The following is a 20,401-nucleotide window of genomic DNA, read 5'->3' on the forward strand; positions in this document are numbered from 1 at the left end:
CAGGGATAAGGCCCCCTGGCGGGTGCGGGCGGGCGGCTCACCCTGCCTTCGCCGGGGCGCCGCCCCGCTCCCGCCCTCGCCGCCTGTCCGAACCCCCGCCCCGTGAGGCGCCGCGCCCGGGTGAGGCGCCCGGCCTCGCCCCTACCGCTGCCGTCGCTGCCTGCTTGAACCTGTACTTCGCGGGGCGCCGCACCGGACCGACCGGCCGGTCCCCCACTGCCGCCTTCGCTGCCTGCTTGAACCTTCGCTCCGTGAGGCGCCGCGCCCGGAGGACCGCCTTCGCCCTGCCCTACCCGTGCCGTCGCCGCTGGTCTGAACCTTCGCTTCGCGGGGTGCCGCGCCAGACCGACCAGCCGGCACGCCCTCCCGCCGTCGCTGCCCGTTTTAACCCCCGCTCCGCGAGGCGCCGCGCCCGGGCGAGCCGCTTGGCCCCGTCCCCACCGGCGCCGCTGGTTCGAACCCTGGCCCCGTGGGGAGCCGTGCCTGGTCGGGGTCTCCCGTACCTCGACCTTCCCCGAGTTCCCCGTCCCTCGTTGCAATGGCCGCTTGACGGCGAGCGCCTTGAGACGGCAACAGCGTCAAGATCAACGCGGGGGCGGAGGGCGCGGGCGCAGGGCGGGTGCGACGATGGGCGCGTCGTGGAGGCGCAGGCGCAGTTCCGCAGTGTGCGCGCCGCGGTGTTCGCCGCGGTGTGCGTCGGCGTGTCCGGGGTCGGGCACGCGCTGGCGTCGGGGCACGCGGTGCCCACCGGTGCGGCGCTGCTCGGCGCGGCCGTGGTGTTCGGCTTCGCGCGGGCGGCCGCCGGCCGGGAGCGCGGCTACGGCCCGATCGCCGCCTGGATGCTGTGGGGGCAGCTCGCGCTGCACGCCGTGTTCAGCGCGGCGCAGGCGGCGGGCGCCCCGCACACCGCAGGGCACACCGCGCACACCGGAGGAGGAGACTCCTCCGACCCCGGGATGCTCGCCGCGCACCTGCTGGCCGCGCTGGTCAGCGCCTGGTGGCTGCGGCGCGGCGAGGCCGCGGCGTTCACCCTGCTCCGGCTGGTCACCGACGCCGTCCTGGCCGCGCTGCCCGCCCCGGTCGGCCCGGGGGCGCGGCTCGCCCCGCCGCCGCGCGCCGCCCGCCCCTGCGGCGGCCCCGAGGCGGCCCGCCGTACCACCCGCCTCCTCCGGCACGCCGTGGTGCTGCGCGCCCCGCCGCTCTCCCGGCCGGCCGCCTGAAACCGGGCGGCCCGGCCTCCGCACCGGCGCGCGCCGGGCCGCCGACCGAGCGGCCCGTGCCCGCCGGATCCCCTACTCACCAGCGCGCCCCGACGGGTGTCGGGCGCGCCGCCCGCCGTCTCCGCGCCCCGCGCCGCACCGCGCCGGGGCGCCGCACGGCGTGCGCAAACGGCAGAGGAACCAGCGATGGGAACGGAAGCACGGAACGGAGCGGTCCGGCTAGCGCCCGGTAGGCCGGTCCGGGGAGGGACCGAGGGCCGCCGCGACGAGGGACTCCAGCTCCTCGAAGCCGGCGCGCCAGCCGGCGCAGGAGGCGCAGGAGCGGAGGTGCCGCCGGACGGCGCCCGGGCGCGCGCCGGGGTCCTCCCCGTCGAGCTCGGCGGAGAGCGCGGTCCGGCAGTCGATGCACCTCATGGGCTCATGATCGCGCAGCCGGAACCCGGCTCGGACGAGGACCGCCGACTGACCGGGCTGGCCCTGGCCGCCCGGGACGGCGACCCCGGGGCGCTCGCCGAGCTGATCGCCGCGACCAGGGGCGACGTGGAGCGCTACATCCGCCGGCTGGCCGACCCGCAGTCGGCCGAGGAGCTCGCCCAGGAGACCTACATCAGGGCGATGCGCGGCCTGCCCCGGTTCGCCGGACGGTCCTCGGTGCGCACCTGGCTGAGGTCGATCGCCCGGTACACGGTGGTGGACCGGTACCGGGCGCAGGCCGCCCGGCCCCGCACCCGCCCGGTCGAGGAGGACGGCGAGGCGGAGCGCGGCGCCCCGCCGCAGGGCTCCCGGATCGACGAGCACGTCGCACTGGCCGACCTGCTGTCCGGGCTCACCGAGGAGCGGCGCACCGCGTTCGTGCTGACCCGGCTGCACGGCTACTCCTACGCGGAGGCCGCACGGATCACCGGCGTCCCGGTGGGCACGGTCCGCTCCCGGGTCGCCCGGGCCCGCGAGGACCTGGCCCGCGCCCTGCGCGCCGCAGACCGGGCCGGACGCCCCGAGCCGCGCTGACCCCCGGGGGAGAGGGGAGGCCGAGCCCCCGCCTCCCGCCCCGGGACGGGGCCCGTCCCGGTCTCTGCCGGGACGGCCGGGCCCGGGCCGCCCGGACGTTCCCGGAACACGGGCGCTCCCGGGACAGAGGGGGAGGGGGCCGGCCTCCGCCTCGCGGCAAGGGCCCGGTGCTTCCCGGCCGGGGCGCGCCCGGACGGCCCGGTCCTGCTTCCCGAACCGGAGCGGGGTCCTCTGGTCGTCCGGTCTTCGGGAGGGCCGGATGGTCTGGATCCGCCGCCCGCCTGGGACCGGGGCGGGGCCGGGGGAGTCCGTCTGCTGTCTTCCGTGTGGAGACGGGAGCCGTTCCGGCTTCGGCCGGGAGGCCGCCGGGCGGCTCGGTGCCGCATGCGTCCGGGCCCGGACGGGCCGGCGGCGGCCCCTTCCTCTCCGGTCCCCGCACTGCTCCGGGGCGGCGCCGGGCGGTACGGCGCGCGGGCCTGTGCCCCCGCGCCCCCGTAGGCCGACGGGGCGGTCCCGGAGGCCGTCACACCCCGGCCGCGGGGGCCGCTCCGGGGCCGTACCGGGCCGTCCTCTGCGCTCCGGAATGCGCCGGGGTCACTTTCGGAACAGCGGTTCGCCGATGAAGCCGTCCTCAGGGCAGCCCGGTGGAACGGCGAAGACCGCGGAGCCGATCGCGGTGACCCACTCGTTGAGCAGGTCCAGTTCGTCCAGGCGGCGCTGGACGGGCACGAACTGGCGGACCGGGTCGTGCTGGTAGGCGGCGAAGAGCAGCCCGGCGTCCTGCCCGCCGGGCCCGGAGCGGTCGTAGTTGTAGGCGCGGCGGAAGAACCGCTCGGCGGGGTCGTCGCTGCGGGCCCGGCGGATGTGCGCGTACTCGGCGATCGCGGGGAAGCCGAGCGGGTCGAGCGCTTTGAAGTCCGGCTCGTCGTGCTCGGCCCGCCCGGTCAGCGGGGCGCCGTCGGAGAGCCGGCGGCCGACCGCCGCCTCCCGTCCGGTGCGGTCCAGCCGGTCCCAGGAGTCCAGGTCCATCGCGATCCTGCGCAGCACCAGCCCGGTCCCGCCGCGCATCCACTCCGGGCCGCCTGCGCCGCCCTTTCCGTTCCCGCGCCCTCCGTCCCCGTCGCTCTCTCCGCCCTCTCCGGTCCGGCTTCCTCCATCTCCGCCGCCCCTGTCGCCCCCGTCGCCTCTGGTCTGGCGTCCTCCGTTCCCGCCGCTTCCGCTTTCGCCGCCCCACACCAGGCGGCGGAAGTCCTCCGTGCCGGGGGCGGGGTTGACCGTCCCGTCCACCTGCCCCATCAGGTTGCGCATGGTGGTGCCCTCGGGGACCGCGCCCCGGGTGTTCCGGAAGCCGTCCTGCACCCAGCGGAGCCCGGCGAACGCGCGGGTGTCCTTGGTCAGCATCCGGGCGGCGTGCGCCACGGCGAGCGGGTCGTCGGCGCAGACCTGGAGGAGCAGGTCGCCGCCGCTCCACTCGTCGCGCAGCCGGTCCTCGGTGAACCGGGGCAGCGGCCGGAGCCACTCCGGTGCCTCGTCCGGGGCGACCCGCTCCACCAGCCCGGGGCCGAAGCCGAAGGTCACGGTGAGCCGGGCGGGTGCGGCGGCCAGCTCCGGCTCGGAGTCGGCCAGCGCGCCCTCGCCCCGGGTCAGCCGGGACGCGTCGTCGGTGAGCAGCCGGAGCAGCCGGCGGACCGCCTCGGCGTCGGTCCCGCGGCCCAGGTCGAACGCGAGGAAGGAGGCGAACGCCTGCGGCGGCGTCTCGACCCCCGCCTGGTGCTCGCCGTGGAACGGGACGGTCTCGGCGCCGTGCGGTTCCGGTCCGCCGCCCGGGGCCTGCGGCGCGGGGCCGCCGAGCAGCGCGCCCGCGCCGACCATCCCGGCCGCGCCGAGGCCGGCGGCGGCCCCGCCGAGCAGCAGGTGCCGCCGGGACGGGCCGCGCCGTCCCGTGCCCGTGCCGCCCATCAGCGGCCTCCGCCCCGCGTCCGCGCCGCCCATCAGTGGTCGCCGTCCCCACCGCGGCCGCTCTCGCCGCCGTGCTCCTCCTCGCCGTCGCCCCCGTGGTCCTCGTCGTCCCCGTGGCTCTCGTGCCCTTCCCCGTCCGCGTCCCCGCCGTAGTCCTCCTCGGCGCCCTCGTACTCCTTGACCGGCGCGGTGAACTCGGCGGTCGAGCCGCCGGCGAACTCCAGTTCCACGGTGATCTCGTCGCCGGGCCGCAGGTCCTCCCGCAGGTCCATCAGCATGATGTGGTCGGCGCCGGGCTCCAGCGGGTGCGAGCCGTCCGAGGGGACCGGGAACCCGCCCTCCTTCTCCCGCATCACCGGGTTCCCGCCTTCGTCCGGGGCGACTTCGTGCAGCTCGACCCGGCCCGCCGCCGGGGAGGAGGCGGCGGTGACGGCTGCCTCCGCGCCGGAGCCGTTGACCAGCTCGCCGAAGACGCCGGTCATGCCGTCCTCCTCGGTGGCCGCCTTGACCCAGGCGTCCTCGACGGTGACGGCCTCGCCGCCGGTCGCGGACGCGCCGCTACCGCCGCCGTCTCCGCCGGAGCCTCCGCCGTCCGGTGCGCCGCAGCCGGCGAGCAGCAGTGCGACGGCGGCGGCCAGCGCCGCGGTACGGGGGGTGTCCATGGTCATCGTCCTTCCTGAGGGCGTGCGGGGAGAGAAGGGGGTCACGGCGCGGAGCGCCGGGCGGAGGCGATCGCGGCCGCGGTATAGCCGGCCGCGCCGAGCGCCGCGCCGGCCAGGCCGAGCAGCACCCACCGGCCGACCGGTCCGGAGTCGGCCGGTCCGGACCCGGGGCCGGCGGCCTCCCGGTCCGGGGCGGCCTCGGGGGAGGGGGAGGCCTGCGGCGCGCCCTGCGCAGGGCCGGGCACCGGCGCGTCCGGGTCGCCGACGGTGAAGCCGAAACCGCCGCTGACCGGGTGCCCGTCGCCGGAGACCACCCGCCAGCGCACCGCGTAGCCGCCGTCCGGAAGGCCGTCCACGGCCTGGACCACCTCGGCGCCGTCCACCTCGGGCTCCCCGGAGGCGACCGCGTCGCCCTCGGCGTCGACCACGGTCACCGCCGCCCCGACGTCCAGCAGTTCGCCGCTGAAGGCAAGGGCGATCTCCTCGGGGGACGCCTCCAGCGCCTCCCCGTCCCCGGGCGACGACTCGACCAGCCGGTCGTGCGCCTGGGCGGGGGCTCCGCCGAGCACGGCCCAGGCCAGTGCGGAGGCGGCCGCGACCGCTGCCGCGCGCCTCCGGTTCCGTCCGGTCGGCACCGCTGTGGACATGCGCCCCTCCGCTCCCGCGCCGGCCCCTCCGGGCGGCGTCGCAGGGGGAGTCGGATCCGGGGGGCCGGGAGTTCCCGGGAACCTCCCCGGAGCGAACCGACCGGGTGGCAGGGTCGGATAGCCTCGGAACGCCTTTTCACCCTCCCTGGCGTCGTGTATCCGGAATGAGGCGATCCACATGGCCGTCCCGGCCGCCTCCCCGCGGCTCATCGCGGACCCGAGAGGGCACTTCTTCGGGCCGATGGCGCACGCCTACGCCTGCGGCGCGCAGATGGCGGTCGGCAACGAGGCGCCGTGGAACATCGTCTTCGGCTCCTGCTCCTGCTGCGGGGTGGCGGAGAAGCGGCAGATGCTCCGGGAGAGCTGGGGCGTGCACGACCCCGCGGAGTGGCGCGCCACCCTCGAGGGGCTGCTCGACGAGCGCAGCAGCGACCAGGGCGCCACCCTGGTGATGGAGATCCGCTGGCAGACCGCGCAGTGGTACCGGCACCCGATCGACCCGGCCACCTGGCAGGCGGCGGTGGGGGACTGGTGCCGGCGGAACGGGCAGTCCGACATCCACGGGCCGCTGATCGAGACGGTCGAGCGGATCCTGCGCTACGAGGCCCGGCTGGCCGCCGACGGGGTGCTCCCCTACGGCGCCGTCATCCGCGACATGATCGCCTACGACTTCGGCCGCGCGGTGAACTTCGCCCGCTGGGGCGTGCACGCCGAGTACACCGACCCGGCCACCGCCGAGTCCTTCATCCTGCACGCCGGAGCGCAGAGCCGCCGGTTCTACTCCTCCTGGGCGCACCTGTCCGCCGGCTACATCCTGGGCCGCTGCCTCCGCTTCGACGAGGACGAGTTCGGCCCGTTCTACACCGGCCCGGTCGCCGCCCACCACGCCCTGATGCAGGACCCGCAGAGCCCCTGGCTCAACCTCCCGTTCCAGATGTGACCGGCGCCGGCCCGGCGGGTCAGGTCTCGGTGCCGCAGCTGCGGATCCACCGCTCGCCGTTGCCGAGGTGGTTGGTGTTGATGAAGTCCACGCCGGCCTCCTGCTGCGCGAGCCAGGCGTCGCGCCGGGCCTCGCCCTCGCACTCCTGGCGCCCGGGGGCGATCTGGCCGTGGCAGGGGATGAAGTCCCCGTTGGAGCCGTCCCGGTACTGCTCGTCGGGCCCTCCCCAGAAGCGCACCTTGAGGCCGGAGCGGTGGGCCTGGTCGACGACCCGGTTCAGTTCGCCCTGCTCGCGGTCGTCGATCTTGTTGTTGCCCTGGTCGCCGCAGTGGCCCTTGCCCCATTCGGCGTTGAACATGGTGAAGTTCTCGGCGTACTCCCGGTCGTACTCGGGGCTGTCGACGTTGACCTTGGGCGGCAGCTCGCACCCGTTCACCGGCGCGATGTCGAAGCTGACGTTGTCCGGCCTGTTCCGCAGTACGTAGTCGTCACTGGGCCTGCCTCCGCTGAACACCACGTGCACGTCCGGCGGCAGGCCTTCGAGCTGCTCCAGCGCCCGGTCGTAGACCCGGCGCTTGTCCTCTTCGCTCTCCTGGTCCTTGATCTCGACGACCAGCTGGAACGGCTCGTCGCGGCCGGGGTAGACCTCCCCGCCGTTCTCCTCGGCGCGCTTCTTCAGCGCGTCCACGTAGGTGGACCGCAGCGTCCCCTGGGGGCGGTCGGTGGCGTCGTGCTTGAGGACGAGGTCGCCCTCCTCGTAGGTCACAGGGTCGTACTCCTCGCCGTACCAGGTGTCGTCCTCGCTGTAGGGCCAGATGTCGGCCTCGACGCTGGTGGCGCCGTGCCGGAGCGCGTCCTCCAGCGGGTTCTCGTTCTCGTAGTCGTTGTGAGCGTGCAGCCCTTCGGCCCATTCCGCGTCCGGGTCGGCGCAGTCCGGCTTCTCGATCGGGGGCCGCGGCGGATCGTTGGTGGTGCCGCCCGGCGAGTCGGGGTACATCTGCGCTTCCACGTCCTCGGCGGCCGTCTCATCGCCGCCGCCGGCCTTGCCGCAGTCCTCGCCGCCGGTGATCCGGCAGAACGCGGTGGCGCACATGTCGGCGACCCGGCCCGGGACGCCGACCGCGGTGACCCCGGCGAGCACCGCGGCGGTCAGCAGGACGATGCCGCCGTACTGGGTGAAGGAGGCGCCCCGGTCGGCGCCCGGCCGGCCGCGGCGGGGGGAGGTGGTCGGCGTCATGGCCGCTCCCGGTCGCATCGGAGGGGGTCCGGGGCGCGGAGGCCGTGTGCGGTCGGCGGCGGAGCGGGGTCCGCGGGGCCGATCAGGGGGCGGCGCCTCAGAACGGGACGGAGGAGATGATTCCAGCCCGTTCTGCGGAGGGACAGGGCTCCCGGGACCAATCCGGGGCCCAAGAAAGGATGAGGCCCTCTCCACCGGGAGAGGGGCGGGGCGCGGGTCCCGGTCCCTCTCCCGGGGGAGGGGGACCGGGACCCGCGCCCGGACGCCGGGACCGGGCGGTCAGTAGGCCTCGGGGCGGATCATGTCGCCGATCATCTCCACGGTGACCGAGGTGACCTTGCTCAGGTCCAGGCCGGGGTTGTTCTTCTTCAGCACGGTGAACCGCCAGCCGGTGAACGGGGTGGGCTGCATCAGCACCTTGCCGAACTCCTCGGAGACCTTGCCGTCGGTCACGATCTCCGGCCGGCCGCCGACGAGCTTGTACTCGAAGGTCCGGTGGGAGGGGCGGGAGCTGAACGCGAACTCGGTGCCGCGGAACCGGTCCTGGTAGCCGCCGGAGCCGTGGACGCCGATCACGATGCTCTTCCCGGCGGCCGGGACGGCTCCGTCCAGGTAGACCCGGACGGTGTTCAGCCGCACCCGGTCCAGCCCGTGGAACTCGGGGTGGCGCAGGTCGATCGGGAGGTCGATGCCCTCCTGGGAGTCCAGCCCCTGCAGTGCCTTCTTCTCCGTCACCTTCCATGAGGCGGTGCGCGGCTGCGGCGGCGGGTCGAAGCCCTCCAGCGCCGCCTCGTACTCCCGGGCGATGTCGGCCAGCCGTCCGGCCAGCCCGGCCGCGTCGGCGGCCATGGTCGGCACGGTCCTGGGTTCGGCCAGCGCCCAGTACCGGTAGGCGCGGCCGTAGTTCTCCAGCGCGATGAACATCCACCGCTTCTGGTCCAGGTAGCCCTGGTAGAAGGCCTGAGCGGCGCCGTCGCTGAGGGTCTTGGTCTGCTTCAACTCGCCGATGTGGGCCTGCATCCGCAGGCACTGGCGGCGGGAGAGCTCGGCCTGCAGGGTGGTCCGGATCAGCTGCTGCGAGGCCTGGAGGTACCCGGCCTGCGCGGTGACGAACGCCCGGCCGTAGACCGACAGGCCCTCCAGCGCGGCCAGGTAGGAGGCGCCCTCCGCGAAGCTCCCGAGCATCGCGCGCGCGATGACCTGGAAGTTCTCCCATTCGGCGATGGCGTTCACCGAGCCGTGGCCCGCGGTCTTGCGGAGCAGCTCCTCGATCTTCTTCATCGAGGCCGCGTCCAGGTCGCGCACCATCTCCTGCATCTCGCCGTTCAGGCCGCGCAGTTCGTCGACCAGCTCCAGGGCGTCCTGGACCGCTTTGACGGTGCGGGCGATGTCCGCGGCCTGCTTGATGATCTCCTGCGCCAGCTCGATCGTCTTGACCAGCTTCTCGATCGCCGGTCCGGCCTGGAAGACGCCCATCGCCCCGGAGGCGATCGCGGTGCCCAGCGAGATCAGCGCCAAGGAGCCGTTGACGACCGCGTCGAGGATGCCCTTCTTCTTCAGGTACTCGATCTGGGCCTCGAAGTCGCGCTCGGCCCGGTCCACCTCGTTCTTCTGGTGCTGCAGGTCCTTCTTGGCCCGGTCCAGCGCCGCGGCCGCGCCGTCGGCGTTGAACTTCGCTTGCTGCCGCAGGTGGGTGTGGAAGGAGTGGGTGTCCTTCATGTCGGCCAGCAGCGCCTCGGCGGCCTTGACCCGGTCGTCGATGGAGAGCTGCCGGTTGCGCAGTGCGACGTAGTCGGCTTCGTAGGCCGCCACCGCCTTCTGGTAGACGCCGAGGTGCTTCCCGTACAGGTCGCGGTTGAGAGCGGGCACGTACCGGCCGTGCGGGAGGTCGTTGTCGTGCAGCTGCAGCAGGCTGCTCGCCTGGGCGAAGAGCTCCCGCAGGTGGGTGCTCTGCGCGGCCAGCCGCGACGTCCAGCGCAGCATGGCCACCGCCCGGGCCCGGTCGGCGGCCCAGAACTGGGTGGCGTGCTGGAACAGCATGGTCAGCGACCGGGCGAGCTGCACCGGCTCGCCCTCCGGCAGCGGAACGGTCTTCTGCTCGGTGACGGCGGCCTCGTCGTCGGCGACGCGCACCTGAAGTCCGGCCCGCTTCTCCAGGGCGACGGGCCGGTCCCGCCACCCGCCGCCGGAGGCCGGGACCTTCAGCGGCAGCTTCCCCGCCTGCTTCCCGTCGGTGATCTCAGAGGTGTAGAGCACCAGGCCGGAGCCGTTGGCCATGCGCAGCTCGGCGCCCTTGGCGACCACGACCCGGCGGGCGGTGATCTGCCAGCCGATGCTCTCCTTCAGCTCCACCGCCGGGGAGGCCGACAGGGTGACGGTGTCGGCGTAGAGGTGGACGATGCGCACCTTCGGCTCCTCGGCCAGGCGCTCGACCACCTTGCCTGTGTCCAGCTCGCGGCCGTGGAAGTAGGCGTTGTTCCCGTCGATGACCGGGCTGGTCAGTGCCGGGACGCCGAGCGCCTCGGGCAGCCCGTCGCCGGCCTCGGCGGCCTCTGCGGCGCCCCGGGCCCGGGGGACGGCGCGGAAGGCGGTCTGCTCGCTGGTCATCGCTGTGCTCCTCGGAGGTCTCGGGTACGGGTCGGCACGGTCAGACCACCGCCTGCAGCGCCAGGTAGGGCGGCCGGGCGATGTGCGTGCGCTCCAGGTGCGCGTCGGCCTGTACGGCCAGGGTCTTCCACTCGATGACCGAGCGCGGCAGCTGGGCCGCGGCCGACGCGGCGGCCGCACCGGGGTCGGCCTCGGCGGTGCCGGCCAGCGCGGACAGGCCGGACGCGATCTCCAGCCAGCCGCCGCGCAGCCGCTCCAGCAGGGCGGCGAGGCGGCCGGCGTGCCCGGCCATGGCGTCCAGCGCACCGGCGGCGGCCGCGGCGCACACCCCCGCGCGGGCCTCGGACAGCAGCCGGAGCGGATCGTCCGAGCCGGCCGCCGCGCCTTCCAGCTCGGTGCGGATCCGCAGCAGCTCGGTGATGTAGACCCCGTCCGCGGTCGGCGCGGTCAGCAGCCCGTACAGCGGGATCCACCGGTAGTTCGGGACGGTCCCGGCGGCGTGCGCGGCGCGGGTGTAGGCCTCGTTCGCGTCGGCCAGGCCCCGCTGTGCGGCGGCCAGCCGCTCCCGGGCCTTGGCCCAGGCCGGGTCGTCCGAGCCGCAGGGCGCGGCGGACCCGCGGGCCCGTTCCGCCAGGGCGCCGGCGGCGCGGTGGAACTCCGCCACCAGGTCGCGGGCCCGTCCGGCCGAGGCCGCGCACTCTTCGGCCTGCGCGGCCCGGCCGCGGGCGAGCCGGGCGAACTCCGCGCGCGGCTCCGGCGCGTCCAGCCCGCCGGCGGCCAGCTCGGCCATCTCGCCGTAGTCGATCTCCGCCGTCCTGGCGAAGGCCCGCAGGTCCACCGCGGCGTTCACCCCGGCGGGCATCGCATCGTCCTCCCAGCGGCCGGCGAGGTCGCGGGCCTCGGCGTAGGGGCCGAGCGCCCCGCCGAAGCCTCCGGCGCCGCCGGCCGGGTCGAGCCCCAGCCGCGCGGCGAGCGAGGCGCCGTCGGTAGGGAGCGCCTGGACGGTGGTGCAGTGCAGCTGGACGAGGTGCCACTCGGGTTCGGCGAGCAGGGGGCGGCCGCCGGGCGCCGTGCGGAGCCGGTCCGCCTGGCCGCGGAGGTCGAGGGCGTCGGTCATGGGGAGTCCGTTCTCGCTGTCGTTCCGGTGGGAGGGGCGGCGGGCGCCGCGGCGCCCGCCGCCCGGGGAAGGGAGGGCGCCCGGTCAGGCGGCGAGCTGCAGCTCGGCGTAGCTGGGCTTCTTGATGTAGGCGCTGTTGATGTAGCCCTTGGCGTCATCGGCGATGGCGGTCCAGTCGTTGATGGCCTGCTGCACCTGCAGGTCCACCAGTGCCTCGGCCTTCTTGATGTCCGTGCCGACCAGGTCGGCGAGCGAGCGCATGCTCACCGCGATGGACTCCCAGCCCGACCGCATCTTGCCCAGGGTGTCCAGGGCGAGGTCCACGTTCTTCTTGGTGTCGTCCACCGAGTCCTTGGCGTACTTGGCGCTCTTGAGGATGTGCGCGTTGCGGGTGAGCTTCTTCTGGGCGTCGCCGATCTTCTTCTCCAGCGCCTCGATCGCGGCCTTGGTCTTCAGCGCCTTGTCGGTGTAGACCGCGGCGACGGTGACGGCCGCGATGAAGCCGAAGACGGTGACCCAGGCGTAGGAGGGCGTGGTCGCGGCCACGGTCACCTCGTGGTTGTACTGGTCGTTCAGGGCGCCCAGGTCCTTCTGGTCCTTCTCGATCTGCTCCTTGAGCTTCTTCCACTCGGCGTTGTCGCTGTCGTACTTCTTGTCGTACTTGACCTTGAGGTCGCCCATCTTCTTGGCGTCCTCGTCGGTCGTCTTGTGGAATTCGGTGATCAGCCCGGACACCTCCTTGGCGTCCTTGGCGAAATCGTCGGCCTTCTTGGCGCGGTCCTCCACGATCTCGAGGAACCGCTTCTTTCGGGCGGGATCGCTCAAGCCCTCCTTCGCGAGCCTGAGCATCTCCCCGTAGTAGAGGTTGGCGTTGCGCCCGTAGTTATTGATGTCGGTGGCGAGTTTGATGCTCCGCGGCATCGCCGTGTCGTCCCAGAACTTCACGTGGTCGTACATCGTCTTGTACTGGTCCCTGAGGTCCTTGAAGTCTGCGACGTTGTCCTCGGTGGTGAGCGCGAGCTTGATCTTGATCATGTCGTCGGTGGTCGGCAGCGCCTGCACGGTGGTGCAGTAGACCTGGACGTTCCGCCATTCCGCCTCGGTCAGCAGGAACCGCTTCTTTCCGTCGACGTGGTTGGGCCCGCGGAGCTTGTCGGCCTGGCCCTTGATGTCGGGTTCCGTGCCCATGTGAATCCCCTTCCGGTCGCGTGCGGCGTGAATGCCCGAGTCGGGTGAAATGCAGGAGAACGAGGAATGCGCCCTTGTGTTCCTCAAGGTGCGGGCGCCCGGGGCTTTCTTTCCCGCCCCTCCCGGCGCTGATTATGCGCGCGATTCAGGGCGGCAAAAACAGCCCCGGCGAAAAGGGTCGGGTTCCGGTTCTCCGGAACCCGGCGGAACGGCCACCTGGTGGCCCGGTTCACCGGCGGTTCCCGGTGGAACCGCGCATTCCGCCGCGGTGGCGGGCGCCGATTCCGCGGTGCCCCGGCCGCCGCAACCACCGTCCCGGCTCCGGCCGCGGTGCCGGCGGGCCGGATCCGTGGCCGGACCGGCCGCCTCCCGCACCGAACGCCGATGAGTCCGCCGGCCGCGCGCGGTCGTAACCAGGAGACGGAAGGCAGCGGCGACGACGAGCGGAGGCCCGGAATGCGGCGGCTGATCCTCACCGAGAACATCACCCTGGACGGCGTCATCGAGGCGTCCGGCGACTGGTTCGGGCCCGGCGGCTCGGACCCGGACGCGGACGAGTCCGACATCCTGGAGGAGCTCGAGAAGCAGATGGCCGAGGAGCGGGCGCTGCTCCTCGGGCGGGTGACCTTCGAGGAGTTCCGCGGCTACTGGCCGGCCCGGGCCGGGGAGCCGGACGGCATCGGCGACCACCTGAACGCGGTGGCCAAGTACGTCGTCTCCCGGACCCTGGGCGACCCGGGGTGGGCGAACACGACGGTGCTGCGCGGCCCGGTCGAGGAGGAGGTCCGCGCGCTGAAGGCCGGGGAGGGCGGCCCGATCGGGATGACCGGGAGCACCACCCTGGCGCGTGCGCTGACCGCCGCCGGGCTCATCGACGAGTACCGGCTCTTCGTCTACCCGGTGGTCATCGGCGGCGGCACCCGGCTCTTCCCGGACGGCGCCCGGCTGCCCCGGCTGGAACCGGTGCGGACCGAGCGGTTCCGGTCCGGCGTCGTCCTGCTCCACTACCGGGTGGGCCGCGGCTGACCGCACCGGGCGGCACCGCGCGCACCGGGCAGAACCGCCCCGCGCGCCGGGCGCACCGCGCGTGGCGGGGTTCAGACAGGCGGCGACGGCGGGCGGGGGGACCGGCCGGCCGGTCCTCGCTGCTGCCCTCGCCGCCCGCTTGAACCCCGACCCCGCGAGGTGCCGCGCCCGGGTGGCCGGCTGAACCCCGCTCCCGCCGGTGGCCGGCCGGGCCGGTCAGGGGGTCGTGTTCAGCCGGTCCGCGACCAGCTTCAGCACCTCGGCCTGCCGGTCGGCGAGGTAGAAGTGGCCGCCGGGGAACACGTGCAGGTCGAATCCGCCGGTGGTGTGCTCCTCCCAGGCCCGCGCCTCGTCGATCGAGACCTTCGGGTCGGAGTCCCCGGTCATCGCGACGACGGGGCAGCTCACGGAGGCCTCGCCGGGCCGGGGGCGGTACGTCTCGGCGGCCGTGTAGTCGCCGCGGATCGCGGGGAGCACCATGCGCAGCAGCTCCTCGTCGCCCAGCACGTCGGAGTCGGTCCCGTTGAGCCGCTTGAGCTCGGCGATGATCCCGTCGTCATCGCGCAGGTGGACGGTCTCCTCGCGGTGCCGGGACGGTGCGCGCCGCCCGGACGCGAACAGCGCGACCGGTACGGCGCCCGTCTTCCGCTCCAGGCGGAGGGCCACCTCGAAGGCGAGGGAAGCGCCCATGCTGTGGCCGAGCAGGGCCAGCGGGGCGTCCGTCCACGGTTCGAGCGCCGAGGCCGCTTCGTCCGCGAGCTCGTGCAGGTCCTCGATGCACCGCTCGGTGTACCGGTCCTGCCGCCCTGGGTACTGGACGGCGAGCACGTCGACGGCCGGGGCCAGCGTGCGGGCGACGGGGAGGAAGAAGCTCGCGGACCCGCCGGCGTGCGGCAGGCAGGCGAGCCGGACAGGGGCGTCCGGCGACGGGGCGTATCTGCGGATCCAGAGCGGGGAAGCGGGGGTAGACCCGGGCATCGACCAGCCGTTTCTTAGTCGGGCGGAATGCGGCGCAGCGGGTGCGGCACCCCGCCTGCAGGGGTGACCGTTCTCAGGCGAATCGTCGGCCATTTTGTGCCTTGGGCGGGTTCGCCGATGCTACCCCACCCGGTGAACGGCGGGCCGGCTCCGCGCGGGCCCATGTCAGGGGCGTGCGGCGTCCCCGCCACCGCTTCCGTCCCCTCTGCGGGGGCATCGCAGAGCGGGCGCCGGTGGCGCAGCTCACCGCCGGCGGTCTTGAAGGGAGGGGGGCGGCCCCGCATACTTCTGGGACGGACGTCCCAGTTTTTTGCCGCCGTTCCACCTGCCGCGAGGAGGCCCCCATGCCCAACCCCTACGCACGGATATTCGCCGCCCCGGGAGCCAAAGGGTTCACCGCGGCGAGTCTGATCGGGCGGATGCCCGTGGCCATGGCCAACATCGGCATCATCACGATGCTGTCGATCACCGAGGGGGACTACGCCCTGGCCGGCGCCGTCGCCGCCACGTTCACCCTGTCCATGGCGGTGATCGCGCCCCAGATCTCCCGGCTCGCGGACCGGCTCGGCCAGCACCGGGTGCTGCCGGCCGCCGCCGGGGCCGGCGTCGCCGGGCTCGGCCTGCTGCTCCTCGCCGTCCGGTTCGACCTGCCGGCGTGGACCTTCTTCGCGTTCGCCGTCCCCGCCGGGGCCATGCCGAACATGTCGGCGATGGCGCGGGCCCGGTGGACCGAGCTCTACCGGGGCACGCCCCGGCTGCACACCGCCTACTCGTTCGAGTCGGTCGCCGACGAGATCGCCTTCATCACCGGGCCGGCCCTGTCCGTGGTGCTCAGCACCATGGCCTTCGCCCAGGGGGGACCGCTCGCCGCCGCCGTCCTCCTCGCCGTCGGCGTGCTGCTCTTCGCCGCGCAGCGGTCCACCGAACCGCCGGCCCGGCCGGCCGCGGCGGGGACCGGCGGGGCGGTGCTGCTGCGCAGCGCCCCGCTGGCGGTGCTCGCGCTGACCCTGCTGGCCGGCGGGGTCATCGTCGGCGCGGTCGACGTGGCCGCCGTCGCCTTCGCCGAGTCGCTGGGCGTACCCGGCGCCACCGGGATCGTGCTCTCCGCCTACGCCCTCGGCTCGGCCGCCTCCGGGCTGGCCTTCGGCGCCCTGAACCTGCCCTGGCGGCCGCACCTGGTCCTGCTCGCCGCCGTCACCGGAACCGGCCTGACCACCCTCCCCCTCCTGGTCGCCGGGAACATCTGGGCGCTCTCCGCGGCGGTCCTGCTCGCCGGGGTGTTCTTCGCGCCCACCATGATCCTGGTGATGACGCTGATCGAGAAGGCGGTCCCGGCCTCCTCGCTGACCGAGGGGATGACCTGGGCGCTCACCGGGCTGACCGTCGGCACCGCGATCGGGACCTTCACCGCCGGCCTCGCCGTGGAGCGGGCCGGGACCGCCGGCGGCTTCGCGGTCACCGTCGCCGCCGGCGCGCTCATCGTGCTCATCGTCCTGCTCTCGCTGCGCCTGCTCGGGCGCTCGGTGCGCGCCGCCGAGGAGGAGGGGGCGCGGCACGCCGGCGCCGTCGGGTAGAACGGGGCTACCGGCCGCGCGGAGCGGCCCCGCCCCACCCGAGGAGGAGCACTGAGCGAGCCCACCACCGACGGGCGCAGGATCAAGGGCCTGCGCCGCCGGAACGCGCTCATCGAGGCGACCCTGCGCGTGATCGAGCGCGACGGGGTGGCCGGGGTCAGCCACCGCTCGGTCTCCCGGGAGGCCGGGCTGCCCACCTCGGCCACCACGTACTACTTCACCGGCCTGGGCGACCTGCTCACGGCGGCGCTGACCAGCGTCATGGAGGAGGATTCCGAGCGGATGCGCAGGCTCTCCGCGGGCGGGGACCGCCGGCGCGACCTCGCGGTGCTCCTCGCCGAGGTCGCCCGGGACCCGGGCCGGCTGCTCGCCGAGTACGAGCTGTTCCTGCTCGCGGCCCGCCGCCCGCACCTGCGCGAGGCGACCGACGGGTGGCTCCGGGCGGTCCGGGCCTTCGCCGGCGGCTACACCGGCGACCCGGTCCGGGCCCGCAACGTCGCCGGCGCCGTCGACGGCCTCCTCCTGCACAGTCTGCTCACCGAGGAGAAGCCGACCGCGGACGAGTTCGAGGCGGCCCTCGCCGACCTCCTCCCCGACCCCGGCCGGTGAGGGCCGCCCGGGACGGGGGCGGCCCCCTTCCGGCAGGCCGGAGATCGGTGTGCTTTCCGCCGTGAACAGGGGAAATAGTGCTGTTTTCGGCGGTCTGCCGGATTCGGGGAAGTGTCCGGCGCCGCTGCTAGCGTCCGCGCATGCAACTCGCGACCCTCGAACAGGCGCTGCGGGAGCGCCCCGGCGACCGCGCGTCGTGGATCGCCTATGCCGAGCGGCTCACCGAGCGGGGTGACGCGCGGGGCGAGCTGATCCGGCTGGAGCAGCGGCGCGAACGCCTCCCCCCGGTCCGCCGCGGCGAAGCGGAGCGGGAGATCGCCGCCCTGGTCGAAGAGCACCGCAAGGACTGGGACGCGGAGCTCCCGCCGGAGGCGGACGTCCTGGAACGCCGGTACGGGTTCGCCGCGAAGGTCCGCGTCGAATGGTCCGACCGCGCGCCGGTGGCCGTCAACGAGGTCATGCGCTCCCCCTTCGTGACCGCGCTGCAGCTCGCGCCGGACGACCGGATGGACGACGCCCCGTGGTACGAGGACCCGTGGGACGAGGCCCCCGGGGAGGAGCCGACCGAACCGCACCCGTCCCTCGACGCCGGCGCCCTGGCAACGCTCGACCTGGGCCGGCTCACCGAACTCGAACTGCCCTACCTGCGGATCGGCGCGATCGGCGCCGGGGCGCTCGCCGTCTCGGCGCACGTCCGCGCCGACCCCTCCGGAACCGGAGCGGCCGGGGCGGGCCGGCTGGACGCCCTCGACCTGCGGTACTGCGGCATCGGCGACTCCGGGCTGGCCGGGCTCGCGGACTCCCCGCGCTTCAGCGGCGCCCGCCGCCTGCACCTGCAGCGGAACATGCTCACCGCGGAGGGCGTGCGCGCACTGCACCGCTTCGACCGGCTGACCGAGCTCGACCTGCGCTACAACGACCTCGGCGAGGAGGGGGTGCGGGCCCTGCTCGCGGCGCCGTTCGCCGGCTCGCTCCGCCGGCTCCTCCTCAACCCCGCCGACACCGGGGCCGGCGGCGCGCGGATGCTCGCCTCGGCCACCCTGCTACCCCCCGGAATCCGCAGCTATTGGAGGAGCGTATGAGCACCGGTCTGCGCGACCGTTTCTTCGCCCTGTCGTCCGGCGAGGCCTCGGCGGAGGAGGCCGCCCGGTACCGCGCCGAGGTCGACGCCAACCACGCCGGCCCCGCCGCGGTGGTCGACGGACTCTCGGTCTCCTGGCACCCCACGGCGCGCTTCAAGTCGGTGCGCTTCGTCGAGGCCGACCGGATCGACGCCGCGGTGCGCGACTCGTTCGCCCGCCCCAGCGCGGAGGCGCCGTACCTGGCCGCGGTCTTCGTCGACCCGCTCGAACTGTCCTTCCGCACCTTCGAGAACATCCTCCCGCTCGACCACCTGTTCGCGGAGGCCGCCGCGGGCTTCGAGCTCACCGGGCGGGAGGAGGTCGCCGAGGGCGCGTACACCTTCTCGCTGCGGCTCCCGGGCCCCGCCCGGGCCGCGCTGGAGGGCCTCGACTCGCTGGGCCTGTACGTCCCGCCGCTCAACGCAGCCTCGCGCGGCGGCGACCGGTTCATCTTCCACTCGGCGCTGCTGGCCGAGGCGCTCACCGGGGCCGTGGCGAAGGCCCTGCCGGAGCCCCTGCTGGACGGCTTCTCGCACGTGAACCCGGTGTTCCGGTGCAACCGGTTCGAACCGGGCGACGCCAACTTCCACCGGCACCTCGACACCCCCTACTACGACGGCGCACGCGGCCACGTCTCCCGGTACACGGTGCTGCTGTACCTCACCGGCGGGTCCGGCGACCCCGTCCTGGACCTCTCCGGCGGCGCCGCGCTCACCGAGATCGCGCCCTTCACCTGCGTGCTCTTCGACCAGCGGTACGAGCACGAGGGCGCCCCCTACCGGGACGGCCGCAAGGTCTTCCTCCGCACCGAGCTCGTCTTCACCGACCCGGGCACCGGGCACGATCCGGAGATCGGCGCGCTGTTCAGCAAGGCGTGCTACCTGACCGGCGAGAGCGTGTTCGCCCCCGAGCTCGCCCGGCACGCCGACGACTACTACGACCGGGTCGCGCGGGCGCACTGGAACGGCCTCGCCCCCGGCCCCGACCGCGAGCCCTTCGTGCACAAGCGCTTCGGGGGCGTGGACTACGTCGCGAACGGCTACGACTTCTGGTTCCCCGAGAGCGGGGAGCTCTCGCTCGCCGAGTGCGCCGCGATCACCTTGATGGACTACTTCAACTGCCGGATCGGCGAGACCTCGTTCCGCGCCCGGTGCGACTCCGAGGTGATCGAGGCCGAGGACACCGCCTGGATCCCCGGGTTCCTCCGGGAGCGGAGCGGGGGCTCGGCGGTCCCGCCGTTCGACAAGTCCCTCCTCTTCCCGGAGCCGGAGCGGCCGGTCGCCGACGCCGAGATGCCCTGCTGCTCGTTCCACGGCATGGACGGGATGGACACCACCCGCAGCGAGGAGGTCATCGACTGCTACATCGAGGCCCAGGAGGAGGCGAAGGCCGAGGTCATGCCCGCGCCGATCCTGATCCTCGGCGAGGAGGCCGTCCTCGACCCGGACCGCTTCGCGGTCCAGGGCAACCGGATCCACGTCCTCGGGAAGAGCGCCCTCGCCCCGGTGAACTTCGCCGCCTGCCAGGGCCCCGGCTTCGCCTCCGGCGACTTCGTCGACACCGCGACCACCGTCGGCGCGGTGGACCTCCTCGTCCCGCCGATCCTCTTCACCGAGTCCGAGGGCTGCTACCACCTGCGGTTCGACTTCTTCCGCAACTCCTGGACGGCCGGCCACCAGGAGCAGACCGCGGCGCTGATCCCGGTGATCCGCCCGCTGGAGGAGTCCGACTTCCACTTCGACGAGGACGACTACTACGACGAGGACGAGTACGACGAGGAAGACGAAGAAGAGGAGGAGGACGAGGAATAGCGGGCGCCACCGGCCCGCTCCGGGGCGGGCCGGGCGCTACGCGTCCGGGGCGGCGGGCGCGACCGGCTGGCGGAGGACGGTGCGCCGCTTCCCGGGGGCGGTCCGGCGGAAGTCGCTGAGGTAGATCTCGTGGTGCCGGCCGGCCATCCGCAGCCCGCTGCCGGGGATGAACTCGCGGTGCAGCCGCGCGAGCACCTCCGCCTCCTCGTCGAACGGGCCGACGTGCAGCGTCTGCACGCACCGCCCCTCGGAGAGCGCCTCCAGGCGGACGTCGCCGAGGCGCTCCGGGCGGTTCCGGGCGCCGGCCTGCTCGACGGCGGCGGTGAACATGTCCGGGCCGATCCACTCCGGGACCATGATCATCAGCGTCCACTCCCACCGCGACTTGTCCCGGGCCGAGGTGAAGGAGTCCATGTCCTCGGCCCACCACAGGCCCTCCAGCGGCGGGACGACGTAGTCGCGTCCGAGCTCCAGCCTGCTGGCGAACTTCAGCTTGTAGGCCACCGGGTAGAGGGCCTCGACCGCGCCGGCGAACACCGGCGAGGTGTTCGGGTCGCCGTGCCCGTCGACCATGAGGTACCGCAGGTCGGGCACGTCCAGGAGCCGGAACCGGCCCTGCCGGGCCCGGTAGGCGTCGAGCGTCTTCTTGAAGTCGGTCTTGTCCGCCATCGGGAACCTGGGCTCGGGGTGCGAGCCG

Annotated in this window: 18 protein-coding genes; 8 read left to right on the forward strand and 10 right to left on the reverse strand. The window is 74.3% G+C overall.

Annotated features, from left to right (window positions below; translation table 11 throughout):
* The first annotated feature begins 638 nt into the window (after positions 1 to 638).
* On the forward strand, positions 639 to 1,220 hold the full coding sequence (locus tag D459_RS0128080; protein ID WP_017596320.1) for a hypothetical protein: 582 nt from the start codon (positions 639 to 641) through the stop codon (positions 1,218 to 1,220).
* Between the two features lie 219 nt (positions 1,221 to 1,439).
* Here the strand turns inward: D459_RS0128080 and D459_RS0128085 are convergent, their stop codons facing one another.
* Positions 1,440 to 1,634 carry a zf-HC2 domain-containing protein gene (locus D459_RS0128085; protein ID WP_017596321.1) on the reverse strand — a complete coding sequence of 65 codons (195 nt, stop codon included), beginning with the start codon at positions 1,632 to 1,634 and terminating at the stop codon, positions 1,440 to 1,442.
* Between the two features lie 6 nt (positions 1,635 to 1,640).
* Here D459_RS0128085 and D459_RS0128090 point away from each other — a divergent pair, with 6 nt between their 5' ends.
* Entirely contained in the window at positions 1,641 to 2,228 is a 588-nt protein-coding gene (locus D459_RS0128090; protein ID WP_017596322.1) for a sigma-70 family RNA polymerase sigma factor, read from the forward strand.
* 594 nt (positions 2,229 to 2,822) lie between these two features.
* Here the strand turns inward: D459_RS0128090 and D459_RS37210 are convergent.
* From D459_RS37210 to D459_RS33130, 3 genes are read right to left on the reverse strand one after another with little or no spacing between them, the layout of a single operon-like run.
* Positions 2,823 to 4,187, reverse strand: a complete 1,365-nt coding sequence (locus D459_RS37210) for a Dyp-type peroxidase (protein WP_026120829.1) — start codon at positions 4,185 to 4,187, stop codon at positions 2,823 to 2,825.
* A 32-nt stretch (positions 4,188 to 4,219) separates the two neighbouring features.
* Complete coding sequence (locus D459_RS0128100) at positions 4,220 to 4,849, reverse strand: copper chaperone PCu(A)C (RefSeq protein ID WP_017596324.1); 630 nt, start codon at positions 4,847 to 4,849, stop codon at positions 4,220 to 4,222.
* Between the two features lie 41 nt (positions 4,850 to 4,890).
* Positions 4,891 to 5,496, reverse strand: a complete 606-nt coding sequence (locus D459_RS33130; protein WP_017596325.1) for a copper resistance CopC family protein — start codon at positions 5,494 to 5,496, stop codon at positions 4,891 to 4,893.
* Positions 5,497 to 5,674: 178 nt separating this feature from the next.
* Between D459_RS33130 and D459_RS0128110 the strand changes: the two genes are divergently transcribed.
* Entirely contained in the window at positions 5,675 to 6,436 is a 762-nt protein-coding gene (locus tag D459_RS0128110; RefSeq protein ID WP_017596326.1) for a DUF1266 domain-containing protein, read from the forward strand.
* A gap of 19 nt (positions 6,437 to 6,455) precedes the next feature.
* Here the strand turns inward: D459_RS0128110 and D459_RS0128115 are convergent, their stop codons facing one another.
* From D459_RS0128115 to D459_RS0128130, 4 genes are all read right to left on the reverse strand, one after another.
* The gene (locus tag D459_RS0128115) at positions 6,456 to 7,673 is read right to left on the reverse strand and encodes a PI-PLC domain-containing protein (RefSeq protein ID WP_017596327.1); all 1,218 of its coding nucleotides are present in this window, start codon (positions 7,671 to 7,673) and stop codon (positions 6,456 to 6,458) included.
* 279 nt (positions 7,674 to 7,952) lie between these two features.
* The gene (locus D459_RS0128120) at positions 7,953 to 10,280 is read right to left on the reverse strand and encodes a hypothetical protein (protein ID WP_017596328.1); all 2,328 of its coding nucleotides are present in this window, start codon (positions 10,278 to 10,280) and stop codon (positions 7,953 to 7,955) included.
* A 40-nt stretch (positions 10,281 to 10,320) separates the two neighbouring features.
* Positions 10,321 to 11,397 carry a hypothetical protein gene (locus D459_RS0128125; RefSeq protein ID WP_017596329.1) on the reverse strand — a complete coding sequence of 359 codons (1,077 nt, stop codon included), beginning with the start codon at positions 11,395 to 11,397 and terminating at the stop codon, positions 10,321 to 10,323.
* 84 nt (positions 11,398 to 11,481) lie between these two features.
* Complete coding sequence (locus D459_RS0128130) at positions 11,482 to 12,585, reverse strand: alpha-xenorhabdolysin family binary toxin subunit A (RefSeq protein WP_017596330.1); 1,104 nt, start codon at positions 12,583 to 12,585, stop codon at positions 11,482 to 11,484.
* Positions 12,586 to 13,041: 456 nt separating this feature from the next.
* Here D459_RS0128130 and D459_RS0128135 point away from each other — a divergent pair, with 456 nt between their 5' ends.
* Positions 13,042 to 13,611, forward strand: a complete 570-nt coding sequence (locus tag D459_RS0128135) for a dihydrofolate reductase family protein (protein ID WP_017596331.1) — start codon at positions 13,042 to 13,044, stop codon at positions 13,609 to 13,611.
* Positions 13,612 to 13,827: 216 nt separating this feature from the next.
* On the opposite strand, the gene D459_RS0128140 is transcribed toward D459_RS0128135, so the two are convergent.
* Entirely contained in the window at positions 13,828 to 14,589 is a 762-nt protein-coding gene (locus tag D459_RS0128140) for a thioesterase II family protein (protein ID WP_017596332.1), read from the reverse strand.
* A gap of 344 nt (positions 14,590 to 14,933) precedes the next feature.
* On the opposite strand from D459_RS0128140, the gene D459_RS0128145 reads away from it, so the two are divergent.
* The 4 genes from D459_RS0128145 (at position 14,934) to D459_RS0128160 (ending at position 19,704) form a co-directional block, all read left to right on the forward strand.
* A complete protein-coding gene (locus tag D459_RS0128145) occupies positions 14,934 to 16,163 on the forward strand; it encodes an MFS transporter (RefSeq protein ID WP_017596333.1) in 1,230 nt (409 codons plus the stop codon).
* 129 nt (positions 16,164 to 16,292) lie between these two features.
* Positions 16,293 to 16,772, forward strand: a complete 480-nt coding sequence (locus tag D459_RS0128150; RefSeq protein WP_017596334.1) for a TetR/AcrR family transcriptional regulator — start codon at positions 16,293 to 16,295, stop codon at positions 16,770 to 16,772.
* A gap of 140 nt (positions 16,773 to 16,912) precedes the next feature.
* Positions 16,913 to 17,854, forward strand: a complete 942-nt coding sequence (locus tag D459_RS33945; protein ID WP_051065566.1) for a hypothetical protein — start codon at positions 16,913 to 16,915, stop codon at positions 17,852 to 17,854.
* Positions 17,851 to 19,704 carry a hypothetical protein gene (locus D459_RS0128160; protein WP_017596335.1) on the forward strand — a complete coding sequence of 618 codons (1,854 nt, stop codon included), beginning with the start codon at positions 17,851 to 17,853 and terminating at the stop codon, positions 19,702 to 19,704. The genes D459_RS33945 and D459_RS0128160 overlap by 4 nt, the downstream gene beginning before the upstream one ends.
* Positions 19,705 to 19,740: 36 nt before the next feature.
* On the opposite strand, the gene D459_RS0128165 is transcribed toward D459_RS0128160, so the two are convergent.
* A complete protein-coding gene (locus D459_RS0128165) occupies positions 19,741 to 20,373 on the reverse strand; it encodes a GyrI-like domain-containing protein (RefSeq protein ID WP_017596336.1) in 633 nt (210 codons plus the stop codon).
* Positions 20,374 to 20,401: the final 28 nt, after the last annotated feature.

Origin of the sequence: Nocardiopsis potens DSM 45234, assembly GCF_000341105.1 — a bacterium.
GTDB classification, from domain to species: domain Bacteria; phylum Actinomycetota; class Actinomycetes; order Streptosporangiales; family Streptosporangiaceae; genus Nocardiopsis_A; species Nocardiopsis_A potens.

Bases quoted from the DNA above. Each gene is read 5' to 3' on its own strand.
- D459_RS0128085 (WP_017596321.1), bottom strand. From the start codon at position 1,634: ATGAGGTGCATCGACTGCCGGACCGCGCTCTCCGCCGAGCTCGACGGG.
- D459_RS0128090 (WP_017596322.1), top strand. From the start codon at position 1,641: ATGATCGCGCAGCCGGAACCCGGCTCGGACGAGGACCGCCGACTGACC.
- D459_RS37210 (WP_026120829.1), bottom strand. From the start codon at position 4,187: ATGGGCGGCACGGGCACGGGACGGCGCGGCCCGTCCCGGCGGCACCTG.
- D459_RS0128100 (WP_017596324.1), bottom strand. From the start codon at position 4,849: ATGGACACCCCCCGTACCGCGGCGCTGGCCGCCGCCGTCGCACTGCTG.
- D459_RS33130 (WP_017596325.1), bottom strand. From the start codon at position 5,496: ATGTCCACAGCGGTGCCGACCGGACGGAACCGGAGGCGCGCGGCAGCG.
- D459_RS0128110 (WP_017596326.1), top strand. From the start codon at position 5,675: ATGGCCGTCCCGGCCGCCTCCCCGCGGCTCATCGCGGACCCGAGAGGG.
- D459_RS0128115 (WP_017596327.1), bottom strand. From the start codon at position 7,673: ATGACGCCGACCACCTCCCCCCGCCGCGGCCGGCCGGGCGCCGACCGG.
- D459_RS0128120 (WP_017596328.1), bottom strand. From the start codon at position 10,280: ATGACCAGCGAGCAGACCGCCTTCCGCGCCGTCCCCCGGGCCCGGGGC.
- D459_RS0128125 (WP_017596329.1), bottom strand. From the start codon at position 11,397: ATGACCGACGCCCTCGACCTCCGCGGCCAGGCGGACCGGCTCCGCACG.
- D459_RS0128130 (WP_017596330.1), bottom strand. From the start codon at position 12,585: ATGGGCACGGAACCCGACATCAAGGGCCAGGCCGACAAGCTCCGCGGG.
- D459_RS0128135 (WP_017596331.1), top strand. From the start codon at position 13,042: ATGCGGCGGCTGATCCTCACCGAGAACATCACCCTGGACGGCGTCATC.
- D459_RS0128140 (WP_017596332.1), bottom strand. From the start codon at position 14,589: ATGCCCGGGTCTACCCCCGCTTCCCCGCTCTGGATCCGCAGATACGCC.
- D459_RS0128145 (WP_017596333.1), top strand. From the start codon at position 14,934: ATGCCCAACCCCTACGCACGGATATTCGCCGCCCCGGGAGCCAAAGGG.
- D459_RS33945 (WP_051065566.1), top strand. From the start codon at position 16,913: ATGCAACTCGCGACCCTCGAACAGGCGCTGCGGGAGCGCCCCGGCGAC.
- D459_RS0128160 (WP_017596335.1), top strand. From the start codon at position 17,851: ATGAGCACCGGTCTGCGCGACCGTTTCTTCGCCCTGTCGTCCGGCGAG.
- D459_RS0128165 (WP_017596336.1), bottom strand. From the start codon at position 20,373: ATGGCGGACAAGACCGACTTCAAGAAGACGCTCGACGCCTACCGGGCC.